Genomic DNA, 17,994 nt, shown 5'->3' on the forward strand with positions numbered 1-17,994 from the left:
TGTGCGGCTACAAGACGAACAAAGTCGTAGCCGATGAGCAGGGTCAATGATTGTGGGCCAGCATGACGGTTGCACGGATGAAGCGAAGTTCACGAAGTTTAAGACATTCTGCGACTGAATTGAATAACAACAAGTAAACCCAAACCCAGTTTGATCATCAAGACCCTAGCATAAGCATAGATGAGGGCAGTGCTTGCGTTGCTTGGATAACTTTCGACTACCAATTGTGATGGTTTCGCATAGCTTAGGCACCTCTTGCGGTGAAATTAGATGGAATAAATTTTAAGTATGAAACTTTAAGCTTGAAGTTTACTGGCGTCGGCCTATCCTGACATATAGTGATGACAGTTTGCAGGGAGTGTGAGTGATGAAAATCGCCTGTCTTGGAGGAGGCCCAGCCGGGCTGTATTTTGCGATTTCAATGAAGCTTCGCCAACCTGATACCGAAGTCACAGTGATCGAGCGCAATAAGCCGAATGACACTTTTGGTTGGGGTGTCGTGCTGTCCGATGATGCGCTGGACAATCTGACGATAAATGATCCGGTTAGCGCCGAACAGATCCGGAAGAACTTTGCCTACTGGGACGATATAGCGGTTGTACACGACGGCCAGCGTACAGTGTCGGGCGGACATGGGTTTGCCGGGATTGGGCGTCACAAAATGCTGCTGATCCTTCAGCAACGCGCGCTAGAACTTGGGGTGGATTTGCAATTTGAAACCGCTGCCAAGCCTGCTGCTGAATATCAAAAAGAATATGATCTGGTGGTTGGGTGTGACGGGCTGAATTCGGCCGTCCGTACTGAGTTTACTGATCAGTTTAAGCCCAATATTGATGTCCGCCCCTGCAAGTTTATTTGGCTTGGGACGCATCAAAAATTCGATGACGCTTTCACCTTTATTTTTGAAAAAACCGTCCATGGTTGGGTTTGGATACACGCCTATCAATTTGATGATGATACCGCGACAGTAATTGTCGAATGCTCGGCTGAAACTTGGGAGGCTTGGGGATTTGAGACAATGTCCAAGGAAGAAACCATCCGTACCTGTGAGCAGATCTTTGCAGAGCATTTAGATGGGCATTCACTGATTTCAAATGCTGATCATCTGCGCGGATCAGCGGTATGGATCAATTTCCCACGTGTTCTGTGTGAGACTTGGTACCATGAAAATGTCGTGCTGTTGGGCGACGCCTCTGCCACTGCGCACTTTTCAATCGGGTCAGGTTCGCGCCTCGCTTTTGATAGCGCAATTGCGCTGGCCGAATTTGTTTGCACCGAACCGAGCTTACCGCAAGCCTTTGAACGATATCAGGAAGAACGCAGGCTAGATGTGCTGCGTTTGCAATCTGCTGCGCGAAATTCATTGGAATGGTTCGAGGATGTGGAGCGTTATCTGGATATGGATCCAGTGACGTTTAACTACTCGCTGTTGACCCGGTCCCAACGGATCAGTCATGAAAATCTGCGTTTGCGTGACCCGGACTGGGTGGCCTCGGCCGAGAAGTGGTTTCAGACCCGCGCAGGCGCACCTACGGATGCACCGGTTAGGCCGCCAATGTTTGCGCCATTCAAGTTGCGTGAAATGGAATTGGGAAACCGTATCGTCGTGTCGCCAATGGCGCAGTACAAAGCGACGGATGGTTGCCCGAATGATTGGCATTTGATCCACTATGGTGAACGAGCAAAAGGGGGGGCTGGACTGGTCTATACAGAGATGACCTGCGTCAGCTCTGCTGGGCGAATTACACCGGGGTGTACAGGGCTGTACGCCCCCGAGCACGAGACCGGATGGAAGCGGTTGACCGATTTTGTACACAGCGAAACCAGCAGCAAAATCTGCTGTCAGATTGGTCACTCCGGGCGTAAGGGGTCGACCCAGTTGGGGTGGCAGGAAATGGACGCCCCTTTGGCTGATGGAAACTGGGATCTCGTTTCAGCCTCGGCCATCCCGTGGTCGGAAAACAATGCCACCCCGCAAGAGATTACGCGCGTAGAAATGGACGTGATCCGGGATGAATTTGTCGCCTCCACCGAGATGGCCAACCGCGCCGGGTTTGACATGATCGAGCTGCACGCCGCTCATGGATATCTGATTTCATCCTTTATCTCGCCACTTTCGAACCAACGGTCGGATGACTACGGTGGGGATTTGGAAAGCCGGATGCGATACCCACTGGAGGTGTTCGAAGCTATGCGGGCTGTTTGGCCTGAAGATAAGCCTATGTCAGTGCGGATTTCTGCCAATGATTGGGCGGGTCAAGATGGTGTGACGCCAGCAGAGGCAGTGCAGATTGCTGCGATGTTCAGTGCCGCCGGTGCAGACATCATTGATGTATCAGCCGGTCAGACTTCGGTCGAGGCGCAGCCGGTTTATGGTCGGATGTTCCAAACACCGTTTTCTGACCAGATTCGTAATCAGGCTGGTATAGCCACTATGGCCGTCGGTAATATCTATGAGGCGGACCACGCCAATTCGATTTTGATGGCTGGGCGAGCTGATCTGGTCTGTGTTGGACGCCCACACTTGGCGGACCCGTATTGGATCCTACGCGAGGCTGCAAAGATTGGGGACCGTCATGCAAACTGGCCCCTGCCTTATCAGCCTGGACGCGATCAGATTTGGCGGCTGGCAGATCGTGAAGCGGAGGTGATCCGAGCATGAACGTGGCGGGTAAACACGTGGTGATCTCGGGCGGGGGCTCCGGTGTTGGTGCAGAAATGGCGGCTCAGTTCGCGCAAAACGAGGCTAATGTGACCATTCTGGGGCGCCGGGCGGATGTGCTTGATGAAGTTGCACAAAGTTCCGGGGCCTTACCTGTGGCCTGTGATGTGACCGATCGCGAGGGTCTGAACGCCGGGTTGGCCGTAGCGGTGGGGATGAATGGGCCGATCAATATCGCCATTGCAAATGCGGGTTCGGCGCCCAGCATGCCATTTGAAAAGATGAACCAAGAGGATTTTCAGTCGGCCCTCTCGGTCAATTTAACCGGAGTATTCAACCTTTGGCAGGCATGCCTGGAAGGAATGAAAGCTCAAGGATGGGGGCGGCTTATCGCTATTTCCTCAACCGCTGGGTTGAAGGGGTACCCCTATGTCTCGGGGTACTGTGCGGCCAAACATGGGGTTGTCGGGTTAACCCGAGCATTGGCGGTTGAACTGGCACGAAGCGGCGTGACGGTGAATGCGATCTGCCCAGGTTTTGTTGAAACACCATTGCTGCAACGATCTATTGAGACCATCGTGGCTAAAACTGGGATGAGTGCGGATAAGGCTGCGAAATCACTTCGTGCCGGAAATCCGCAGGGCCGGTTTATACAACCCGGTGAAGTGGCTGATGCTGCGCTGTGGCTGGCAAGTGAGGCAGCTGCTTCGGTGAACGGGACCGCGTTGCCGATTACTGGAGGTGAGATTTGACCAAGACAATTGCAGTAGACACGCAGGCGTCCAAAGATCGACTGAGGTTATGGCTGCGGGTGTTAAAGGCAACCCGAGCTGTTGAAAACGAAGTGCGTGAAAACCTGCGCCGCGAATTTTCATCGACACTCCCTCGATTTGATGTGATGGCGGCCCTGACACAACACAATGATGGGCTGAAGATGAGTGGCTTATCGACGGTTCTTAAAGTGTCGAATGGCAATGTCACCGGTATTGTTGAGCGGTTGGTCGAAGATGGTTTGGTGATCCGTGAAAAGGTGCCCGGCGACCGGCGCGCAAGTCTGGTCAAGATGACCGCCAAGGGGCGCGCAGAATTTGCCAAGCAGGCGGCAGCGCACGAGCAATGGATTGATACAATGTTTGCAGGTGTTGCAGCCGAGCAGGTGGTGCCGATTGCAGATGCACTGGATGCCGTTGCACGACAACTAGACGATAAGGACGAGCGATGATCAACATGGAACCAAAGCACTTTTTGTGCGCGGTCAACGATGGCGTTGCAACCATCTCGCTGGATCACCCGGAACGTAAAAATCCCCTGAGTTTTGACAGCTACGCCGAACTGCGGGATTGGTTCAGAGCATTGGTGTATTGTGAGGACGTTAAAGCTGTGGTGTTTGCACCAAACGGCGGCAATTTCAGTTCGGGTGGGGATGTGCATGATATCATCGGACCATTGACCCGGATGAGTATGAAAGAGCTGTTGGAATTTACCCGCATGACTGGCGATCTGGTTAAAGCTATCGTGAACTGTGGCAAGCCAGTCATCGCAGCTATTGATGGTGTTTGTGTCGGGGCTGGGGCCATCATCGCTATGGCTTCGGATCTGCGTATTGCAACACCAGAGGCAAAGACTGCATTTCTGTTTACGCGGGTCGGATTGGCCGGATGTGATATGGGCGCTTGTGCGATTTTGCCCAGGATCATTGGCCAGGGCCGGGCAGCGGAACTGCTGTATACCGGTCGCTCGATGAGTGCCGAAGAAGGGGCCAACTGGGGGTTTCACAATAAGGTGGTGCCTGCGGACAAACTGCTTGAAGAGGCGCAGGCCTGGGCTGTGCGTATCGTGGCCGGGCCAAACTTTGGACATATGATGACCAAGACTATGTTGGCGCAGGAGTGGTCGATGTCGATTGAACAGGCGATCGAGGCAGAGGCGCAAGCGCAGGCAATTTGTATGCAAACGGCGGATTTCACCCGCGCCTATGAGGCCTTTGTGAACAAGGAAAAGCCACTGTTCGAGGGCAACTGATGGATGGTGCGTGCGAGCACGCACCTTACGCCCGAAACGATAGGGGGCCACGAGTGGCACCTAAAAGACGCCTCTGGTGGAGGTTGTTAAGACAGGAATACCCAGGGGGAGGCTAGATATGGCAGACCGGACATTTTTGAACTGGCCTTTTTTTGAGGATCGTCATAAGGCGCTTGCAGAAGAGCTCGAGCATTGGGCAAGTAAGAACCTGGCAGGAATTGATCATCGAAACGTAGATGAAAGTTGTCGTTGCTTGGTGGCGGAACTTGGTGCAGCAGGTTGGACCCAACATTCTGGTGCTGGAACAGGTGAGGTTCTGGATGTTCGTAGCCTGTGTCTGATCCGTGAAACACTGGCGCGTCATGATGGTTTGGCCGATTTTGCCTTTGCAATGCAGGGACTTGGCACAGGAGCGATCTCTCTGTTTGGCACCCTGGACCAGCAAGAACAGTGGCTGCCTTTGACCCGGTCGGGACAGGCCATTGCCGGATTCGCGCTGACAGAGCCGCAGTCGGGATCGGATGTGGCCAATTCCACCATGACTGCGGTTAGGGATGGCAATGACTATGTGCTGAACGGTGAAAAGACCTGGATCTCTAACGGCGGTATTGCAGATGTCTACACTCTGATTGCGCGCACTGGCGAGGCTCCGGGGGCCAAAGGGTTGAGTGCCTTCGTCGTTCCCGCAGATTTGCCCGGACTGGAAGTAGTTGAACGCTTAACTACTATTGCACCGCACCCTTTGGCGCGCTTGCGGTTCAGTGATTGCCGCGTCCCCGCCAGAGCCTTGCTGGGCCAGCCCGGAGCGGGTTTCAAGATTGCGATGTCGGTACTGGATGTGTTTCGTTCAACTGTTGCGGCAGCGGCGCTGGGGTTTGCCCGTCGCGCCTTGGATGAGGCGCTGGACCGAGTTTCAACGCGTCAAGTACAGGGGGCTCCACTGTTTGACCTGCAGATGGTGCAAGGACACATTGCTGACATGGCCCTGGATGTGGATGCTGCGGCATTGCTGACTTATCGGGCTGCCTGGGCCAAGGATAGCGGCGCGGCGCGGGTCACGCGTGAGGCCGCAATGGCCAAGTTGTTTTCAACAGACCAGGCGCAGCAAGTGATTGACAAGGCAGTGCAATTGCATGGTGGTGATGGAGTGCGGCATGGTCAAAAGGTTGAAGAATTATACCGTGATATTCGCGCCTTACGTATCTACGAAGGTGCTTCGGACGTGCAGCGCGTGGTGATCGCACGGCAGGCTATGGCTGCCTATTTGGGAGGAATGTGATGCTTGGAGTGAGTGCACATATCGATACATTTACCCGGGATAATCTACCACCGGTGGATCAGTGGCCTGAGTTCCTGCTGGATGGATATGACTACCCGGAGCAGTTGAATGCTGCGGTTGAGCTGACAGACGCAATGGTCGCAAAGGGATTTGGTGATCATACCGCCCTGATCGGCAACGGGCGCCGGCGCACCTATAAAGAGCTTTCGGACTGGACCAACCGGTTGGCACATGTGTTGAGCGAAGATCTGGGTGTTGAGCCCGGAAATCGGGTGCTTATCCGATCTGCCAATAATCCGGCGATGGTGGCCTGCTGGCTGGCGGCCACCAAAGTAGGTGCTGTGGTGGCCAATACTATGCCGATGCTGCGTTCAGGAGAACTGTCGGCAATTGTTGATAAGGCTGAGATCAGTCATGCGCTGTGCGATACGCGACTGATGGAGGAGCTTGAGATCTGTGCCAAAGGATCAAATTTTCTGAAATCCGTAGTAGGGTTTGACGGCACAGAGAACCACAATGCCGAGCTGGATCACCTGGCGCTTGAAAAGCCGGTGACCTATCAGGCCGTGACTACGGGGCGTGATGATGTGGCGCTGTTGGGGTTCACATCAGGCACCACCGGTTCCCCCAAAGCAACCATGCATTTTCATCGTGACTTACTGATTATTGCGGACGGGTATGCCCGCGAAGTGTTGGACGTCAGCCCGGAAGACGTGTTTGTCGGTTCCCCGCCTTTGGCCTTTACTTTTGGTTTGGGTGGATTGGCAATTTTTCCATTACGCTTTGGGGCAGCTGCTACATTACTTGAAGATGCCTCGCCTCCAAATCTGATCGAGATTATTGAGAAATATAGAGCGACTGTCTGCTTTACCGCCCCCACAGCCTACCGTGTTATGTTGCGGGCGATGGAGGAGGGGGCAGACCTTTCCAGTCTACGTGCAGCAGTTTCAGCAGGAGAAACTCTTCCCGCGCCGGTCTATGACGATTGGATGGCGAAAACTGGCAAGCCGATGCTGGATGGCATCGGTGCCACCGAGATGCTTCATATCTTTGTGACCAATCGGTTCTCGGACCATCGCCCGGCCTGCACAGGTAAGCCCGTGTCTGGTTATCAAGTGAAAATTCTGGGCCAGGATGGTGTTGAAGTGCCGAGTGGTGAAGTTGGGCGACTGGCTGTCAAAGGGCCGACCGGGTGTCGCTATCTGGCGGATGACCGGCAGGGGGCCTATGTGAAGGATGGCTGGAACATCACCGGCGATAGTTTCAGAATGGACAAGGACGGGTATCTTCATTTTGCAGCGCGAAATGACGATATGATCATCTCGTCTGGGTATAACATCGCCGGTCCTGAAGTCGAGGCGGCCTTGCTAAGTCATGCGTCTGTGGTGGAATGCGCAGTGGTTGGGGCGCCGGACGAGGCACGGGGTGAAATTGTGCAGGCCCATGTGGTGCTGGCACAGGGCATGTTGGCTGACGAGGCCATGATCAAAGAGCTGCAAACCCATGTCAAAGCGGTGATCGCGCCATACAAATACCCTCGATCTCTGGTCTTTACGCCTTCGTTGCCAAAAACTGCGACCGGAAAGATTCAGCGTTTCCTTCTGAAGGAGCAACCTTAGCGGGTAGGACTATTTTGCCACAGTTCGCCCTTAGGTCAATCAAATGCTTGTGACCAAGCGGAAAGGTTAATACTAGGTTAATAGTAGTTCGGCTATTTGCCGGATTTTGCGAGTTTGCCTGCGAATATTTGTACAGGCCTGGTACTCTTTCTTCTCGGAAATTTTGTGACTGAAACGTGCGACTTTCCTGAAGGATAGGGCTTGCCTCATGAACTTGGCTATTCGAACCAATATAGATGAAATTTGCGCTGAGCGTGCAATCAATTGGCCAGTCGGGGTTCTAAATCAGAGCCCGTTCTGGAGCGAGGATCCTGTGGCGGGTGTCCAAGGGAGTTGGCTCAGCAGAGATTGGCTGCATCTTGCGCCGATGCTTGGGGTCAATTTTTCCGATTTGGTGCTACAGACACGGTTACCAGCCAATTTAGCAGCCACTGATTTCCTGACAGAAGCTGGTGCGTTATATACGACGGGCAGTGAGGAGCAGCCTGTAGTGGGTGGAGTTCCAGCTATTGGTGGTGTTTTCAGTGTGCTCCAGCACGCAAGGGCTTTGGCCTGTGACCTCGGAGCGTTTCGTGAAGGTAGTGACCCGATTGAATTGACCTCGCCACAGATCCGCCAGAAGTTTTCGCAACACACCATCAGTGTTGCGGCGCCCAGCAATATCGGCCTGGCCGTCGGTGTGGCTGCACGGGCCTTGGGATTTCAGGCGGAAGTGCATCTGGCTGCCTCTGCGCCACAATGGAAAATTGATGCATTGCGCGCACTTGGGGCTACTGTGGCTTGCCATTTGGGGCATTTCCCCGACGCGGTCCGAGTTGTGCAGGCTCAGGCCGAAGCTGATCCGTCGGTGTTCTATGTAGGGGATGTGAACGAGCCTCTGCTAGCGGTTGGGTATGACGCGATGGCACTTGGATTACAGGCGCGACTTGTTCTGCACGGGGTATCGGTCAACCGCGACACGCCGCTGTTTTTGTATTTCCCCAAGAAAAGTCTGTATGGGCAACTCGCTTCCGGAATGGATGCTGCCGCGAGCCGAATTTTCGGTGACGACCTGCGTTGCATTCATGATGTACCAAAACCCGACAATACTATGTCTGATACAGTAGCCAGTGACGATCAAAAGCAACTTAATGGTTCGACAAGGGGTATTGCTGGAGGCACAGATCGAGCAACCATTGTCGTTTGGACATTCTGATTGGCGGTTGTTGATCTTGACGTTCATCACTGAACCGCAGCTTGGAGCTTCCATTTTCAGATAACCCCTCAGTGCATCGCCATTTGCCTCTGATGGGTCAGCCCACTGGGCTTTTACCCGGTCTTCAAACTCGCGCAGGCTGTCTTCGTTGGTGGATAGTTGTGTTCATAGCGTGCGTTTGAGTTGTGCGTTTTCTGCTTCTAGTTCGGACAGGCGTTTGCGCAGCAGGGCCAGTTCCGGCTCCAACTCCTCCAGAGTGAAGCGGCGCGGGATATGGCGTGGGCAGTTCCAGTCAAACGCAGACAGACGGATCTTGACGATGCGTTCAACGGTTTCTTTGCCAGCGTGCAGTTGCCCAAGAAGTTGCGGGTCGGTCTCTGGGTCGATTAGTTCAACCTCACCCCATAGTTTTAGGCGCCGCTGATTTGGATAATCCATTGCAATGATCGACAGGCGGCTGGAGTGGGCCAGGTTACCTGCGCTGATGTATTGGCGATTTCCGCGATAGTCAGCGTAGGCGATCGTCTGGTCATCCAGAATTTTGATGAAGCCAGGTGTGCCACCCCGAAACTGTACGTAGGGCCAGCCGCTTTCCGAGACACTGGCCTGAAAAAAGCCGTCACGTTCGCTCAGGAACGCTGCTTCTTCCGGACCAAGACGGTCTCCGCCCCAACGCTCGTCCGACAGGAATTTACCGTATGCCTTGGAGGATCCGTGTCGTTCCTGTTCGGCGCGAACTTTTGGTGTGAAGGCAATATCTGCAAATGCGAGAGGCATCTTTCTTCTCCTTCTTTCAACTTTAAAGACCAAGGTCACTTAGGGTGGGGTGATCCTCAGGTCGGGGGCCTTGAGGCCAAAAAAATAGCCGTTGTTCTGGAGTGATTGTCAGATCGTTGATGCTGGCAATGCGACGGGCCATGCGGCCATCTGCTGCGAACTCCCAGTTTTCGTTACCGTAGGAGCGGGTCCAGTTGCCTGCCAGGTCGCAGCTCTCATATGCAAAGCGGACAGCAATGCGGTTCCCAGCTGCGGCCCAAAGCTCTTTGATAAGTCGGTATTCATGTTCACTGGCCCACTTGCGGGTCAGAAAAGCGTGGATTTCGGTATGACCTGACAAAATTTCAGACCGGTTCCGCCATTGGCTGGTTTCCGTATAGGCTGCAGTTACAACATCCGGATTCCTGCTGTTCCAGGCGTTTTCAGCCATCCGGACCTTGCTCTCGGCAGACGGCGTGTCAAATGGAGGGAGAGGCGGGCGGGTCATTTGCGTTTTCCAATGCAGATAATGATGTACAGATCGGTAACCTTACGGTTTGAGCTAGATGTACCAATCTGTACTTGAAGTCAATTGGTTTCACTGGATTTTGCGCAATCACGATCGGCATATGTGGAAATTTCTTGTAAAAACACGAAAAAAGGGCCGAAAAATCTTACATATTTATGTAATATTGTGTACTGATCGGTCAGTAAATTTGGCTGTGGGGGGAGCTGGTCGCAATTAGGCGAGCGGTTGATCATGACGGGGTGGTCGGTGATCTGATCAATTGGACAATAGAGGAAATTGCCGGAACAGAGGTGTTCAACTGGATGCTGGGAGCGCTAGAATGGGCTATTGCCCAGAATAATGTGGTCTTGCCGTCTCTAGCTAGGGGGCGGCACAATGGGGTGGCCTGAGTGGCGCGGGTCAATCCCCTAGGGGTTGGGGCCCGGTTCTGCCATGGTATGCGGTGAGGGAAGCCCGGATTCGGCGCAGGTTTTCCGTTGTTTCGTGCGCCATCTCTTGGGCAACAGACATGGCAAGAGCGTCGACGATGATCATGTGAATGTAGCGCGAAGATGTTGGTTTGTGGATGTCTCGGTCTTCGGGAAGGTCCACCAGGATCGGGACCGAACAGACATCAGCCAGTTTGGTTCCAGGCTTGGTAATGCAGATGGTCGTAGCGCCGTAATTGTTTGCGATTTTGGCGGCACCAATAATGGCGTCTGCTTCGCCACTGGCAGAGACCAGGAATAATACATCGCCTTCCTTTAGTGTGGCTGCGCGCATTTGCAGGGTGTAGCTGTCGCTGGTCGACATGGATGGAATACCCAACCGGAAAAATCGATTGGCCGCTTCCTGTGCTACAGTCGAGGATCCACCGCCAATCCCGGCAAATAGTAGGTGGCGGGTGTCCAAGAGGGCGGCTTTGGCGCAATCTAGAACAAACGGGTCGATCTGACGGCGCATGACGTTTGCTGTCGCATTAATGGCGTTGAGGATCTGGTCAATGGCGCTGTCACCCGCTGTCGGACCAGCTTTCGGATCCGCCGACAAATATTGCATGCTCACCGCAAGGTTTTGCGCCAATCTCAGCTTGAATTCACGGTACCCGTCGCAGCCAAGCGTCCGGCAGAACCGGATCACCGTTGGGGTGCTGACATTGCACTGACCTGCCAGCTCGGCAATTGTCATCGCGCTGATGTCTTCCAGATGGTCCTTGACGTAATTCGCTACTCTTTGCTCTTGGGTCGCCAGCTTGCCATCGTGGTGATACAGCGCTGAGATAACGTCCGCGACACCGGGCTGACCTTTTTGTGGCGGTAGATCAACGCCGTTCGTTTCAGTGGAATCAGCGGGCACTGTGCTCTCCTCAACTACATGCGGCCTGTAACTAAGATACATATCAACTCTAATTACACAAGCAAAAGCCAAGTTTTCCCGTGGTTTGAGCGAAATGTGTAACTCCGTAACGAAATGGGCTTGATTTACGATGCGAGTCGCGACTTAATGTAACTCAATTACATGTTCGTTTCAGGGGAGGAAACAGGTGCGTAACTGGGCAGAAGTAACCAGTGCAAGGATCAACACTGTCGTCGAAGCTATTGTCGCAGCTTTGATGCTTGCTTTGGTTCTTGACGTCTGGTTGGGGGTGATGGACCGCTATTATTTCCATTGGCAATTGCCCTGGCCCGAGGTTCTGGCCCGCTATCTGATGATCTGGGCTGCGATGCTGGCGGTGTCATCGGGTGTGGCCCGGCGGGACCATATTGGTCTGACAGCGTTTATTATGGCCATACCATTCAAGCTTCGCCGCGCCCTCCTGATCTGTATGGATCTGCTCGCTCTTGCGCTGTTTCTATACGTGGCCTGGTTTGGCATTGGATTTGCACAAAGCGGGGCTCCACGCCATGCGATGATTTTTGGGGCTAGCCTTGCCCCATTCTACGCAGCCATCCCAGCAGCGGCCTTCATGTCCTCCTTACAGCTCGTTCTCGTTCTATTGCGCGATCTGGGATCTCACATTGATGAACCGCCATTTGCCGATCATTTGGAGGAGGAGCTGCCATGATCGTTGCTATCTGTTTTGTCACGCTCGTCCTGTTTGGTATGCCAATTGGTTTTGCCATCGGCCTGGCAGGAGTTGTGGGCCTAATCGATATGGGCGGAACCCAGTTTCTGCAAATTGGCCCAAGCAAGATCTTCAACGGGCTGAATATTTTTCCGTTCCTGGCCATGCCATTCTTTATCCTGGCTGGTGAAATCATGAATGACATCGGCATCACAAGCCGCTTGGTCAAGCTGGCACAAGTGTTGGTGGGACGGTTTCGTGGTGGGCTGGCACATACCAATATGCTGGCGTCGGTGTTCTTTGCTGGGCTAACCGGTTCCGCTACTGCAGATGCTGCTGCCTTTGGTCGTACACTGGTCCCGGCGATGGTTAAAGAAGGCTATGATCGCGACTATGCCTGTGCGGTCACTGCGGCAGGGTCGATCATTGGGCCAACCATTCCGCCTTCAGGTCTAATGGTCGTCTATGGTTCGCTGATGGGCGTTTCGATTGCAGGACTGTTTGCTGCAGGGGTGTTGCCTGGACTGGTGATTTGTGTGGTCTGTATGGCGGTGATTGCCATTGGCGGTAAACGCGAAAATCTGCCCAAAGCTATTCGTGGTGCCAGTCCGCGTGAGATATGGGATACATTCGTGTCGTCATTAACTGCCTTGGCCATGCCGGTGATCATTCTGGGCGGTATCTTAGGTGGCATCGTGACGCCAACCGAAGCAGCATCCATTGCCGTGGCTTATGCCCTGTTCATTGGTATTTTTGTCTACCGCACACTGACGTTTAAAGGGTTCTACGGCATGCTGGTACGCACGGCGCGTATCATGGGTGTGATTTTTGTTATCATCGCGTTTGCTGGCATTCTTGGCTGGTGGATGAGCTTTGAGCGTATCCCTCAGCTGATCGCCGAAACAGTGTTGGGCCTGTCCGACAATCGCTATGCTGTGATCGCAATTATCATTGGACTGTTGCTGGTTGTTGGCATGGTGATGGATATCACCGCGATCCTGATCATTCTGGCTCCGGTTCTGGTGCCTCTGACCGAACAGGTCGGGCTCGAGCCGATCCATGCAGGCATTATCTTTGTTCTGGCACTCAATATCTCACTGATGACGCCACCGGTCGGGGCCTGCCTATTTGTTCTGTCGTCAGTCACCGGTGAAAAACTGGAACGCATTTCGATCAAGCTAATGCCGTTCCTGATTGCTGAAATTGCCATCCTGTTTGCCTTTGCCTTTTGGGAGGATGCCGCCCTTTGGCTGCCTCGCCTGCTTGGCTACGCACAATAACGACCAACCAAAATCAAAACCAAAACCAACTGGAGGAAACTATGAAAACGATTATCAAAGGTCTGGCCATTGCCGCGACGATGACAGCCGGCAGTGCCTATGCTGAAGGTGGCGTGATCAAATTCGGCCATGACAACAAAACCGACCCGTTTGAAAACCCGGCACACGCCTGTACCGCTGTGTTCTCGAACATTGTCACCGCTGACACCAACGGCTCTGTTTCAGTCGAAGTCTTTGGCTCCAACCAATTGGGGTCCGCGTCTGAGCACGTTCAGCAGGTCCGCGATGGTATCATTCAGGCAACCTTGACATCCACAGGTGCGCTGGCCAGCTACTACCCGCGTATTGACGTGCTGAATCTGCCGTTTGCTTTCGACGGCAATGCATCGACCTACGAGGTTTTTGACGGCGCATTTGGCAAAGAACTAGCAGCCGATATTGAAGCCGAACTGGGTGATGTGGTTGTGCTTGGCTTCCCGGACACAGGTGGCTTCTTTGCAGTGACCAACTCCAAACACGCCATTGCCGATTTGAAGGACTTTGACGGTATCCGCATTCGTACAATGACCCTACCGTCGCACCAGAAAATCATGCAGTCGCTGGGTGCCGAAGCCTATCCTTTGTCCTGGGGTGAAGTATATTCGGGTCTGCAAACTGGTGTGATCGACGGTCAGATGAACCCGGTTCCAATCATCTCTTTTGCAAACTTCGCCGAAGTACAAAAGTACATGACACTGACCAACCACCTGTTCTCGCCTTATACTTTCATGATCAACCGCGCGTTTTATGAAGGTCTGAGTGACAGTGAGCAGGCGACGTTGCATACCGCAGCTGAAAACTGTGTTGCTGCAAGTCGTGGGTTGTCGCGCATCATCGAAGCTTCTGATCGTGGTCTCGCAGGCCTGATGGATCAGATCGAAGTGACGGCTTTGTCCGCCGACCAGCGTGCCGCCATGGCCGGAGCTGCTCAGCCAGCCTTTGAGGCCCACGTTGCCGAAAACATGGATGCCCGCGCAGGCGAGCTGTTGGACATGTTCAAGTCTGAAGTTGCTGCTGCAAACGCTGCTGCTTACCTCAATTAACTCACTCCCACCCCACCTGCGGCAACGTGGGTGGGGAGCGGGCAGGTATCCACTGGATACCTGCCTACCTATTCAGACTAAAGGATCGAAACATGCGGGTCTTCTGCGCCTCGATTGCTACCGAAACCAACACGTTTTCGCCTCTACGCACCGATTTTACCGATTTCGAACAAAGCTTCTATGCGGCTCCGGGGGACCATCCGGAAACGCCGACCCTCTGTAGCGCCGTGTTTCCGGCCCTCCGTAAACGTGCGCGAGCCGGAGAGATTGAGTTGGTTGAGGGCACTGCCACATGGGCTGAACCCGGTGGCTTGGTCAACGCGCGAACCTGGGCGCGACTGCGCGATGAAGTGCTGGACCAGCTGCGCGCTGCCCTTCCGGTTGACGCTGTCGTACTGGGTTTACATGGCGCGATGATTGCCGATGGCTGCGTCGATTGCGAAGGTGTTCTGATTGAAGCCGTACGTCAGATTACGGGTCCCAAGACCAAGATCGGGGTTACCTTCGATCCGCACAGTCACCTTAGCGCACGTCGGGTCGAAAACGCTGATGTTATTACTGTATTTAAAGAATTTCCGCACACCGACTTTGCCGAAACCGGTGAAAACTGTGTTGATCTGACCCTACGAGCCGCGCGTTCAGAAATCACGCCAACCTTGTCGGTGTTTGATGTGCGTATGATTGATGTGCTGCCAACTAGCCGCGCCCCAATGCGCGGGTTCGTGGATAAAATGCTAGCCCTAGAGGCGGATGGATCTGCGCTTTCCATATCCACCATTCACGGCTTCATGGCCGGGGACTCGCCGGATTTGGGGGCCAAAATTATCGTGATTTCGGACGGCAACCAAAATGCTGGCGATAAGCTTGCCCATGATCTGGGGATGGAGTTGTTTTCATTTCGTGGAACAACCAAGCCAGAATTTTTGACCGTCGAGGATGCGCTCACGGCTGCCAACGATGCAAAGGCAGGCCCGGTTGTGATCGCGGATGTCTGGGATAATCCTGGAGGCGGCGTTGCTGGGGATTCCACAATTCTGCTCCGCGCCGCGCTTGAGATGAAGTTAAAATCTCTGGCGCTGGCCACAATCTGGGACCCGATGGCTGTGCGCCTGTGTCATGCTGCCGGAGAAGGGGCACAACTTGACCTGCGTTTTGGTGGCAAAACCTCTGCCTTTGCCGGTGCTCCAATTGATGCCGCGGTAACGGTGGTGAAGGTTGCCAGCGATGCGGTGCAGAGCTTTGGTGCGTCTGTTGTTCCCTTGGGCGACTGTGCGGTAATTCGCATTGATGAGGTTGAGGTGGTGTTGAACTCCAACCGCTCTCAGGCGTTTTCGCCGGACTTGTTCACCAATCTTGGGGTCGATATCGGGTCCAGAAAAATATTGGTTGTGAAATCGACTAATCATTTCCACGGGGCATTTGCCACGGTCGCCTCTGAAATTCTATATGCCGCGGTTAACGGGCCGTATCCCAATGACCCGACACAAACCAAATACACCCGACTAACGCGGCCTTTGTGGCCGATCGCTGCAAATCCATTCGAGGTTGAGAACGCATGACCTTTCCCGATATTGACACGCCTGCGGTGCTGGTTGATCTGGACATTGCCGAGGCAAACATCGACCGATTTCAAGCCCATTGTGATGAATATGGCCTGAAGCTGCGCCCACATATTAAAACTCACAAATTGCCGAGATTGGCGCAACGGCAGATACAGGCCGGGGCGATTGGCATCACATGCCAAAAGGTCAGCGAAGCCGAAGCAATGATTTCTGAAGGTGGCATCGAAGATGTGCTGATCACTTTCAACATTTTTGGCGCAGACAAACTGTCCCGGCTGAAAAAGCTGGCTCAAAAGGTTCGTCTCAGTGTCGTGGCCGACAACGTCGCGACAATTGACGGGCTGGCTGGGACCTTTTGTGACGCGGATGTACCGCTTACTATTCTTGTCGAATGTGACACGGGAGGTGCGCGTTGCGGGGTGACCACTAGTGAGGCAGCGGCTGAATTGGCCGCTTACATTGATGGCCAAAGCGGACTGATGTTTGGTGGGTTAATGACCTACCCGCCGACGGGCCAAGAACCTGCAGTTCAGGACTGGCTGACCAAAGCGAAAAAGATGATTGAGACTTCGGGGGTATCGGTTCCGATAATTTCAAACGGTGGGTCTCCCGGCATGTGGCAAGCGCAAGATGTACCGGTAGCCACCGAATACCGGATTGGGACCTATGTCTATAACGATCGTTCACTGCAGGATCGTGGCGTTTGTACTTGGGATGATTGCGCTCTTAGTGTCTTGGTCACTGTTATTTCCGTCCCATCCGCGGGGCGCGCCGTTGTTGATGCAGGAACCAAGGTTTTGACTTCGGATCTGTTAGGGCTGGATGGGCATGGTCATGTATTGGGTCGCCCCGACATCAAAGTGGCGGGCCTGTCCGAAGAACATGGAGTGCTGACAGCGGATGATATCAACTTAAACGTCGGCGACCGCCTTCGCATTATTCCAAACCACGTCTGTGTGGTCAGCAATATGTTGGACGAGGTACAGTTGATCCGAGGGGGAACAGCTCTGGGTGCAAGTCCAGTGGTGGCTCGGGGCAAGGTGTGGTGATCAGATGAGTGCGCTCATATGTCTTGGCGAACCACTTTGTGAATTGAATGCTCAGCCTGATGGTTCTTTTCGGGCGGGCTTTGGCGGGGATGTGTCCAACGTTGCCATTGCAGCCGCAAGACAGGGTGTGGACGTTGGTCTGATCTCGCGGGTTGGAGATGATCCATTTGGACGTGATCTTTGTCAGCTATGGCAGCGTGAAGGGGTTTCGGCAGATCATGTAAAGGTGGTGCCGGGGCAGGAAACCGGGATCTATTTTGTGTTTCATGATGCGGAGGGGCATCACTTTGTCTATCGGCGCAAGGGCTCTGCCGCCAGCCAGATGACGGCAGATGACCTGCCTGACGACGCGATTGCCAAGGCCCGTATGTTCTATTCTTCAGGCATTGGGCTTGGGGTCAGTAGCTGCCTGCGCGACGCAACTTTTCAGGCCGTGGCGACTGCGCGGAAAAACAACGTGGCGGTGGCATTCGACCCGAACTTGCGCACTGCGCTTTGGTCACTGGAACAGGCACGCTCGGTGACACATGACCTAATGCAATGTTGCGACATTGCCTTGCCAGGGTTGGATGACGCGCGCCAGTTGACTGGCTTGCACAACCCCGAGGACATTATCGCATTCTACCATGATCTGGGGGTCAAAATTGTTGCCCTGACACTGGGTGCAGATGGTGTATCCGTTTCTGGTGGCGATGATGTTGTTACCATTCCCGGTACACCAGTGCAGGCCAAAGACGCAACCGGAGCAGGCGACTGTTTCAATGGGCTCTTTCTGGCGAACTATCTGCGTGACGGCGATATCTTGAACGCTGCAAAAATCGCCAACAGCGGAGCAGCCTTGTCCACCACTGGCTATGGCGCGGTTGATTCAATCCCGTTCAATCACACACTCTAAACTTTAAAAGGACTATCTAA

At 53.8% G+C, this 17,994-nt stretch carries 16 protein-coding genes; 13 read left to right on the forward strand and 3 right to left on the reverse strand.

Annotation, left to right across the window (positions count from 1 at the left end; genetic code table 11):
- The first annotated feature begins 367 nt into the window (after positions 1 to 367).
- The 7 genes from GO984_RS10035 (at position 368) to GO984_RS10065 (ending at position 8,777) form a co-directional block, all read left to right on the forward strand.
- Complete coding sequence (locus GO984_RS10035; RefSeq protein WP_157022402.1) at positions 368 to 2,662, forward strand: bifunctional salicylyl-CoA 5-hydroxylase/oxidoreductase; 2,295 nt, start codon at positions 368 to 370, stop codon at positions 2,660 to 2,662.
- Positions 2,659 to 3,414 carry an SDR family NAD(P)-dependent oxidoreductase gene (locus GO984_RS10040; protein WP_157022404.1) on the forward strand — a complete coding sequence of 252 codons (756 nt, stop codon included), beginning with the start codon at positions 2,659 to 2,661 and terminating at the stop codon, positions 3,412 to 3,414. Before GO984_RS10035 ends, GO984_RS10040 begins: the two co-directional genes overlap by 4 nt.
- Entirely contained in the window at positions 3,411 to 3,884 is a 474-nt protein-coding gene (locus tag GO984_RS10045; protein WP_245231066.1) for a MarR family winged helix-turn-helix transcriptional regulator, read from the forward strand. Before GO984_RS10040 ends, GO984_RS10045 begins: the two co-directional genes overlap by 4 nt.
- Positions 3,881 to 4,684, forward strand: a complete 804-nt coding sequence (locus tag GO984_RS10050; RefSeq protein ID WP_157022406.1) for an enoyl-CoA hydratase family protein — start codon at positions 3,881 to 3,883, stop codon at positions 4,682 to 4,684. The genes GO984_RS10045 and GO984_RS10050 overlap by 4 nt, the downstream gene beginning before the upstream one ends.
- Before the next feature lie 118 nt (positions 4,685 to 4,802).
- Positions 4,803 to 5,963 (forward strand): acyl-CoA dehydrogenase family protein, encoded by a 1,161-nt coding sequence (locus tag GO984_RS10055; protein WP_157022408.1) that lies wholly within the window; start codon positions 4,803 to 4,805, stop codon positions 5,961 to 5,963.
- The gene (locus tag GO984_RS10060; RefSeq protein WP_157022410.1) at positions 5,963 to 7,582 is read left to right on the forward strand and encodes an AMP-binding protein; all 1,620 of its coding nucleotides are present in this window, start codon (positions 5,963 to 5,965) and stop codon (positions 7,580 to 7,582) included. Before GO984_RS10055 ends, GO984_RS10060 begins: the two co-directional genes overlap by 1 nt.
- A 208-nt stretch (positions 7,583 to 7,790) precedes the next feature.
- Positions 7,791 to 8,777, forward strand: coding sequence for a pyridoxal-phosphate dependent enzyme (locus tag GO984_RS10065; protein ID WP_157022411.1), 987 nt, complete (start codon positions 7,791 to 7,793; stop codon positions 8,775 to 8,777).
- A 165-nt stretch (positions 8,778 to 8,942) separates the two neighbouring features.
- Here the strand turns inward: GO984_RS10065 and GO984_RS10070 are convergent, their stop codons facing one another.
- The 3 genes from GO984_RS10070 to GO984_RS10080 all read right to left on the reverse strand — a co-directional run bounded on the left by GO984_RS10070 (position 8,943) and on the right by GO984_RS10080 (position 11,397).
- Complete coding sequence (locus tag GO984_RS10070) at positions 8,943 to 9,554, reverse strand: pyridoxamine 5'-phosphate oxidase family protein (RefSeq protein WP_157022412.1); 612 nt, start codon at positions 9,552 to 9,554, stop codon at positions 8,943 to 8,945.
- Between the two features lie 22 nt (positions 9,555 to 9,576).
- Positions 9,577 to 10,041 (reverse strand): nuclear transport factor 2 family protein, encoded by a 465-nt coding sequence (locus GO984_RS10075; RefSeq protein WP_157022413.1) that lies wholly within the window; start codon positions 10,039 to 10,041, stop codon positions 9,577 to 9,579.
- A 420-nt stretch (positions 10,042 to 10,461) separates the two neighbouring features.
- Positions 10,462 to 11,397, reverse strand: coding sequence for a MurR/RpiR family transcriptional regulator (locus tag GO984_RS10080; RefSeq protein ID WP_342448073.1), 936 nt, complete (start codon positions 11,395 to 11,397; stop codon positions 10,462 to 10,464).
- 187 nt (positions 11,398 to 11,584) lie between these two features.
- On the opposite strand from GO984_RS10080, the gene GO984_RS10085 reads away from it, so the two are divergent.
- From GO984_RS10085 to GO984_RS10110, 6 genes are all read left to right on the forward strand, one after another.
- Positions 11,585 to 12,106 (forward strand): TRAP transporter small permease, encoded by a 522-nt coding sequence (locus tag GO984_RS10085; RefSeq protein ID WP_342448074.1) that lies wholly within the window; start codon positions 11,585 to 11,587, stop codon positions 12,104 to 12,106.
- Complete coding sequence (locus tag GO984_RS10090; RefSeq protein WP_157022415.1) at positions 12,103 to 13,386, forward strand: TRAP transporter large permease; 1,284 nt, start codon at positions 12,103 to 12,105, stop codon at positions 13,384 to 13,386. Before GO984_RS10085 ends, GO984_RS10090 begins: the two co-directional genes overlap by 4 nt.
- 41 nt (positions 13,387 to 13,427) lie before the next feature.
- Positions 13,428 to 14,468: a TRAP transporter substrate-binding protein gene (locus GO984_RS10095; protein ID WP_138162377.1), complete on the forward strand. Its 1,041-nt coding sequence runs from the start codon at positions 13,428 to 13,430 to the stop codon at positions 14,466 to 14,468.
- Positions 14,469 to 14,560: 92 nt separating this feature from the next.
- Positions 14,561 to 16,027, forward strand: a complete 1,467-nt coding sequence (locus GO984_RS10100; RefSeq protein WP_157022416.1) for a M81 family metallopeptidase — start codon at positions 14,561 to 14,563, stop codon at positions 16,025 to 16,027.
- The gene (locus GO984_RS10105) at positions 16,024 to 17,079 is read left to right on the forward strand and encodes a D-TA family PLP-dependent enzyme (protein ID WP_157022417.1); all 1,056 of its coding nucleotides are present in this window, start codon (positions 16,024 to 16,026) and stop codon (positions 17,077 to 17,079) included. Before GO984_RS10100 ends, GO984_RS10105 begins: the two co-directional genes overlap by 4 nt.
- A gap of 4 nt (positions 17,080 to 17,083) precedes the next feature.
- Positions 17,084 to 17,974 carry a sugar kinase gene (locus tag GO984_RS10110; protein WP_157022418.1) on the forward strand — a complete coding sequence of 297 codons (891 nt, stop codon included), beginning with the start codon at positions 17,084 to 17,086 and terminating at the stop codon, positions 17,972 to 17,974.
- The last annotated feature ends 20 nt before the right edge of the window (positions 17,975 to 17,994 follow it).

This window comes from Parasedimentitalea huanghaiensis (assembly GCF_009753675.1).
GTDB lineage: Bacteria > Pseudomonadota > Alphaproteobacteria > Rhodobacterales > Rhodobacteraceae > Parasedimentitalea > Parasedimentitalea huanghaiensis.

Bases quoted from the DNA above. Each gene is read 5' to 3' on its own strand.
- GO984_RS10040 (WP_157022404.1), top strand. From the start codon at position 2,659: ATGAACGTGGCGGGTAAACACGTGGTGATCTCGGGCGGGGGCTCCGGT.
- GO984_RS10035 (WP_157022402.1), top strand. From the start codon at position 368: ATGAAAATCGCCTGTCTTGGAGGAGGCCCAGCCGGGCTGTATTTTGCG.
- GO984_RS10060 (WP_157022410.1), top strand. From the start codon at position 5,963: ATGCTTGGAGTGAGTGCACATATCGATACATTTACCCGGGATAATCTA.
- GO984_RS10070 (WP_157022412.1), bottom strand. From the start codon at position 9,554: ATGCCTCTCGCATTTGCAGATATTGCCTTCACACCAAAAGTTCGCGCC.
- GO984_RS10095 (WP_138162377.1), top strand. From the start codon at position 13,428: ATGAAAACGATTATCAAAGGTCTGGCCATTGCCGCGACGATGACAGCC.
- GO984_RS10055 (WP_157022408.1), top strand. From the start codon at position 4,803: ATGGCAGACCGGACATTTTTGAACTGGCCTTTTTTTGAGGATCGTCAT.
- GO984_RS10090 (WP_157022415.1), top strand. From the start codon at position 12,103: ATGATCGTTGCTATCTGTTTTGTCACGCTCGTCCTGTTTGGTATGCCA.
- GO984_RS10050 (WP_157022406.1), top strand. From the start codon at position 3,881: ATGATCAACATGGAACCAAAGCACTTTTTGTGCGCGGTCAACGATGGC.
- GO984_RS10065 (WP_157022411.1), top strand. From the start codon at position 7,791: ATGAACTTGGCTATTCGAACCAATATAGATGAAATTTGCGCTGAGCGT.
- GO984_RS10105 (WP_157022417.1), top strand. From the start codon at position 16,024: ATGACCTTTCCCGATATTGACACGCCTGCGGTGCTGGTTGATCTGGAC.
- GO984_RS10110 (WP_157022418.1), top strand. From the start codon at position 17,084: ATGAGTGCGCTCATATGTCTTGGCGAACCACTTTGTGAATTGAATGCT.
- GO984_RS10075 (WP_157022413.1), bottom strand. From the start codon at position 10,041: ATGACCCGCCCGCCTCTCCCTCCATTTGACACGCCGTCTGCCGAGAGC.
- GO984_RS10100 (WP_157022416.1), top strand. From the start codon at position 14,561: ATGCGGGTCTTCTGCGCCTCGATTGCTACCGAAACCAACACGTTTTCG.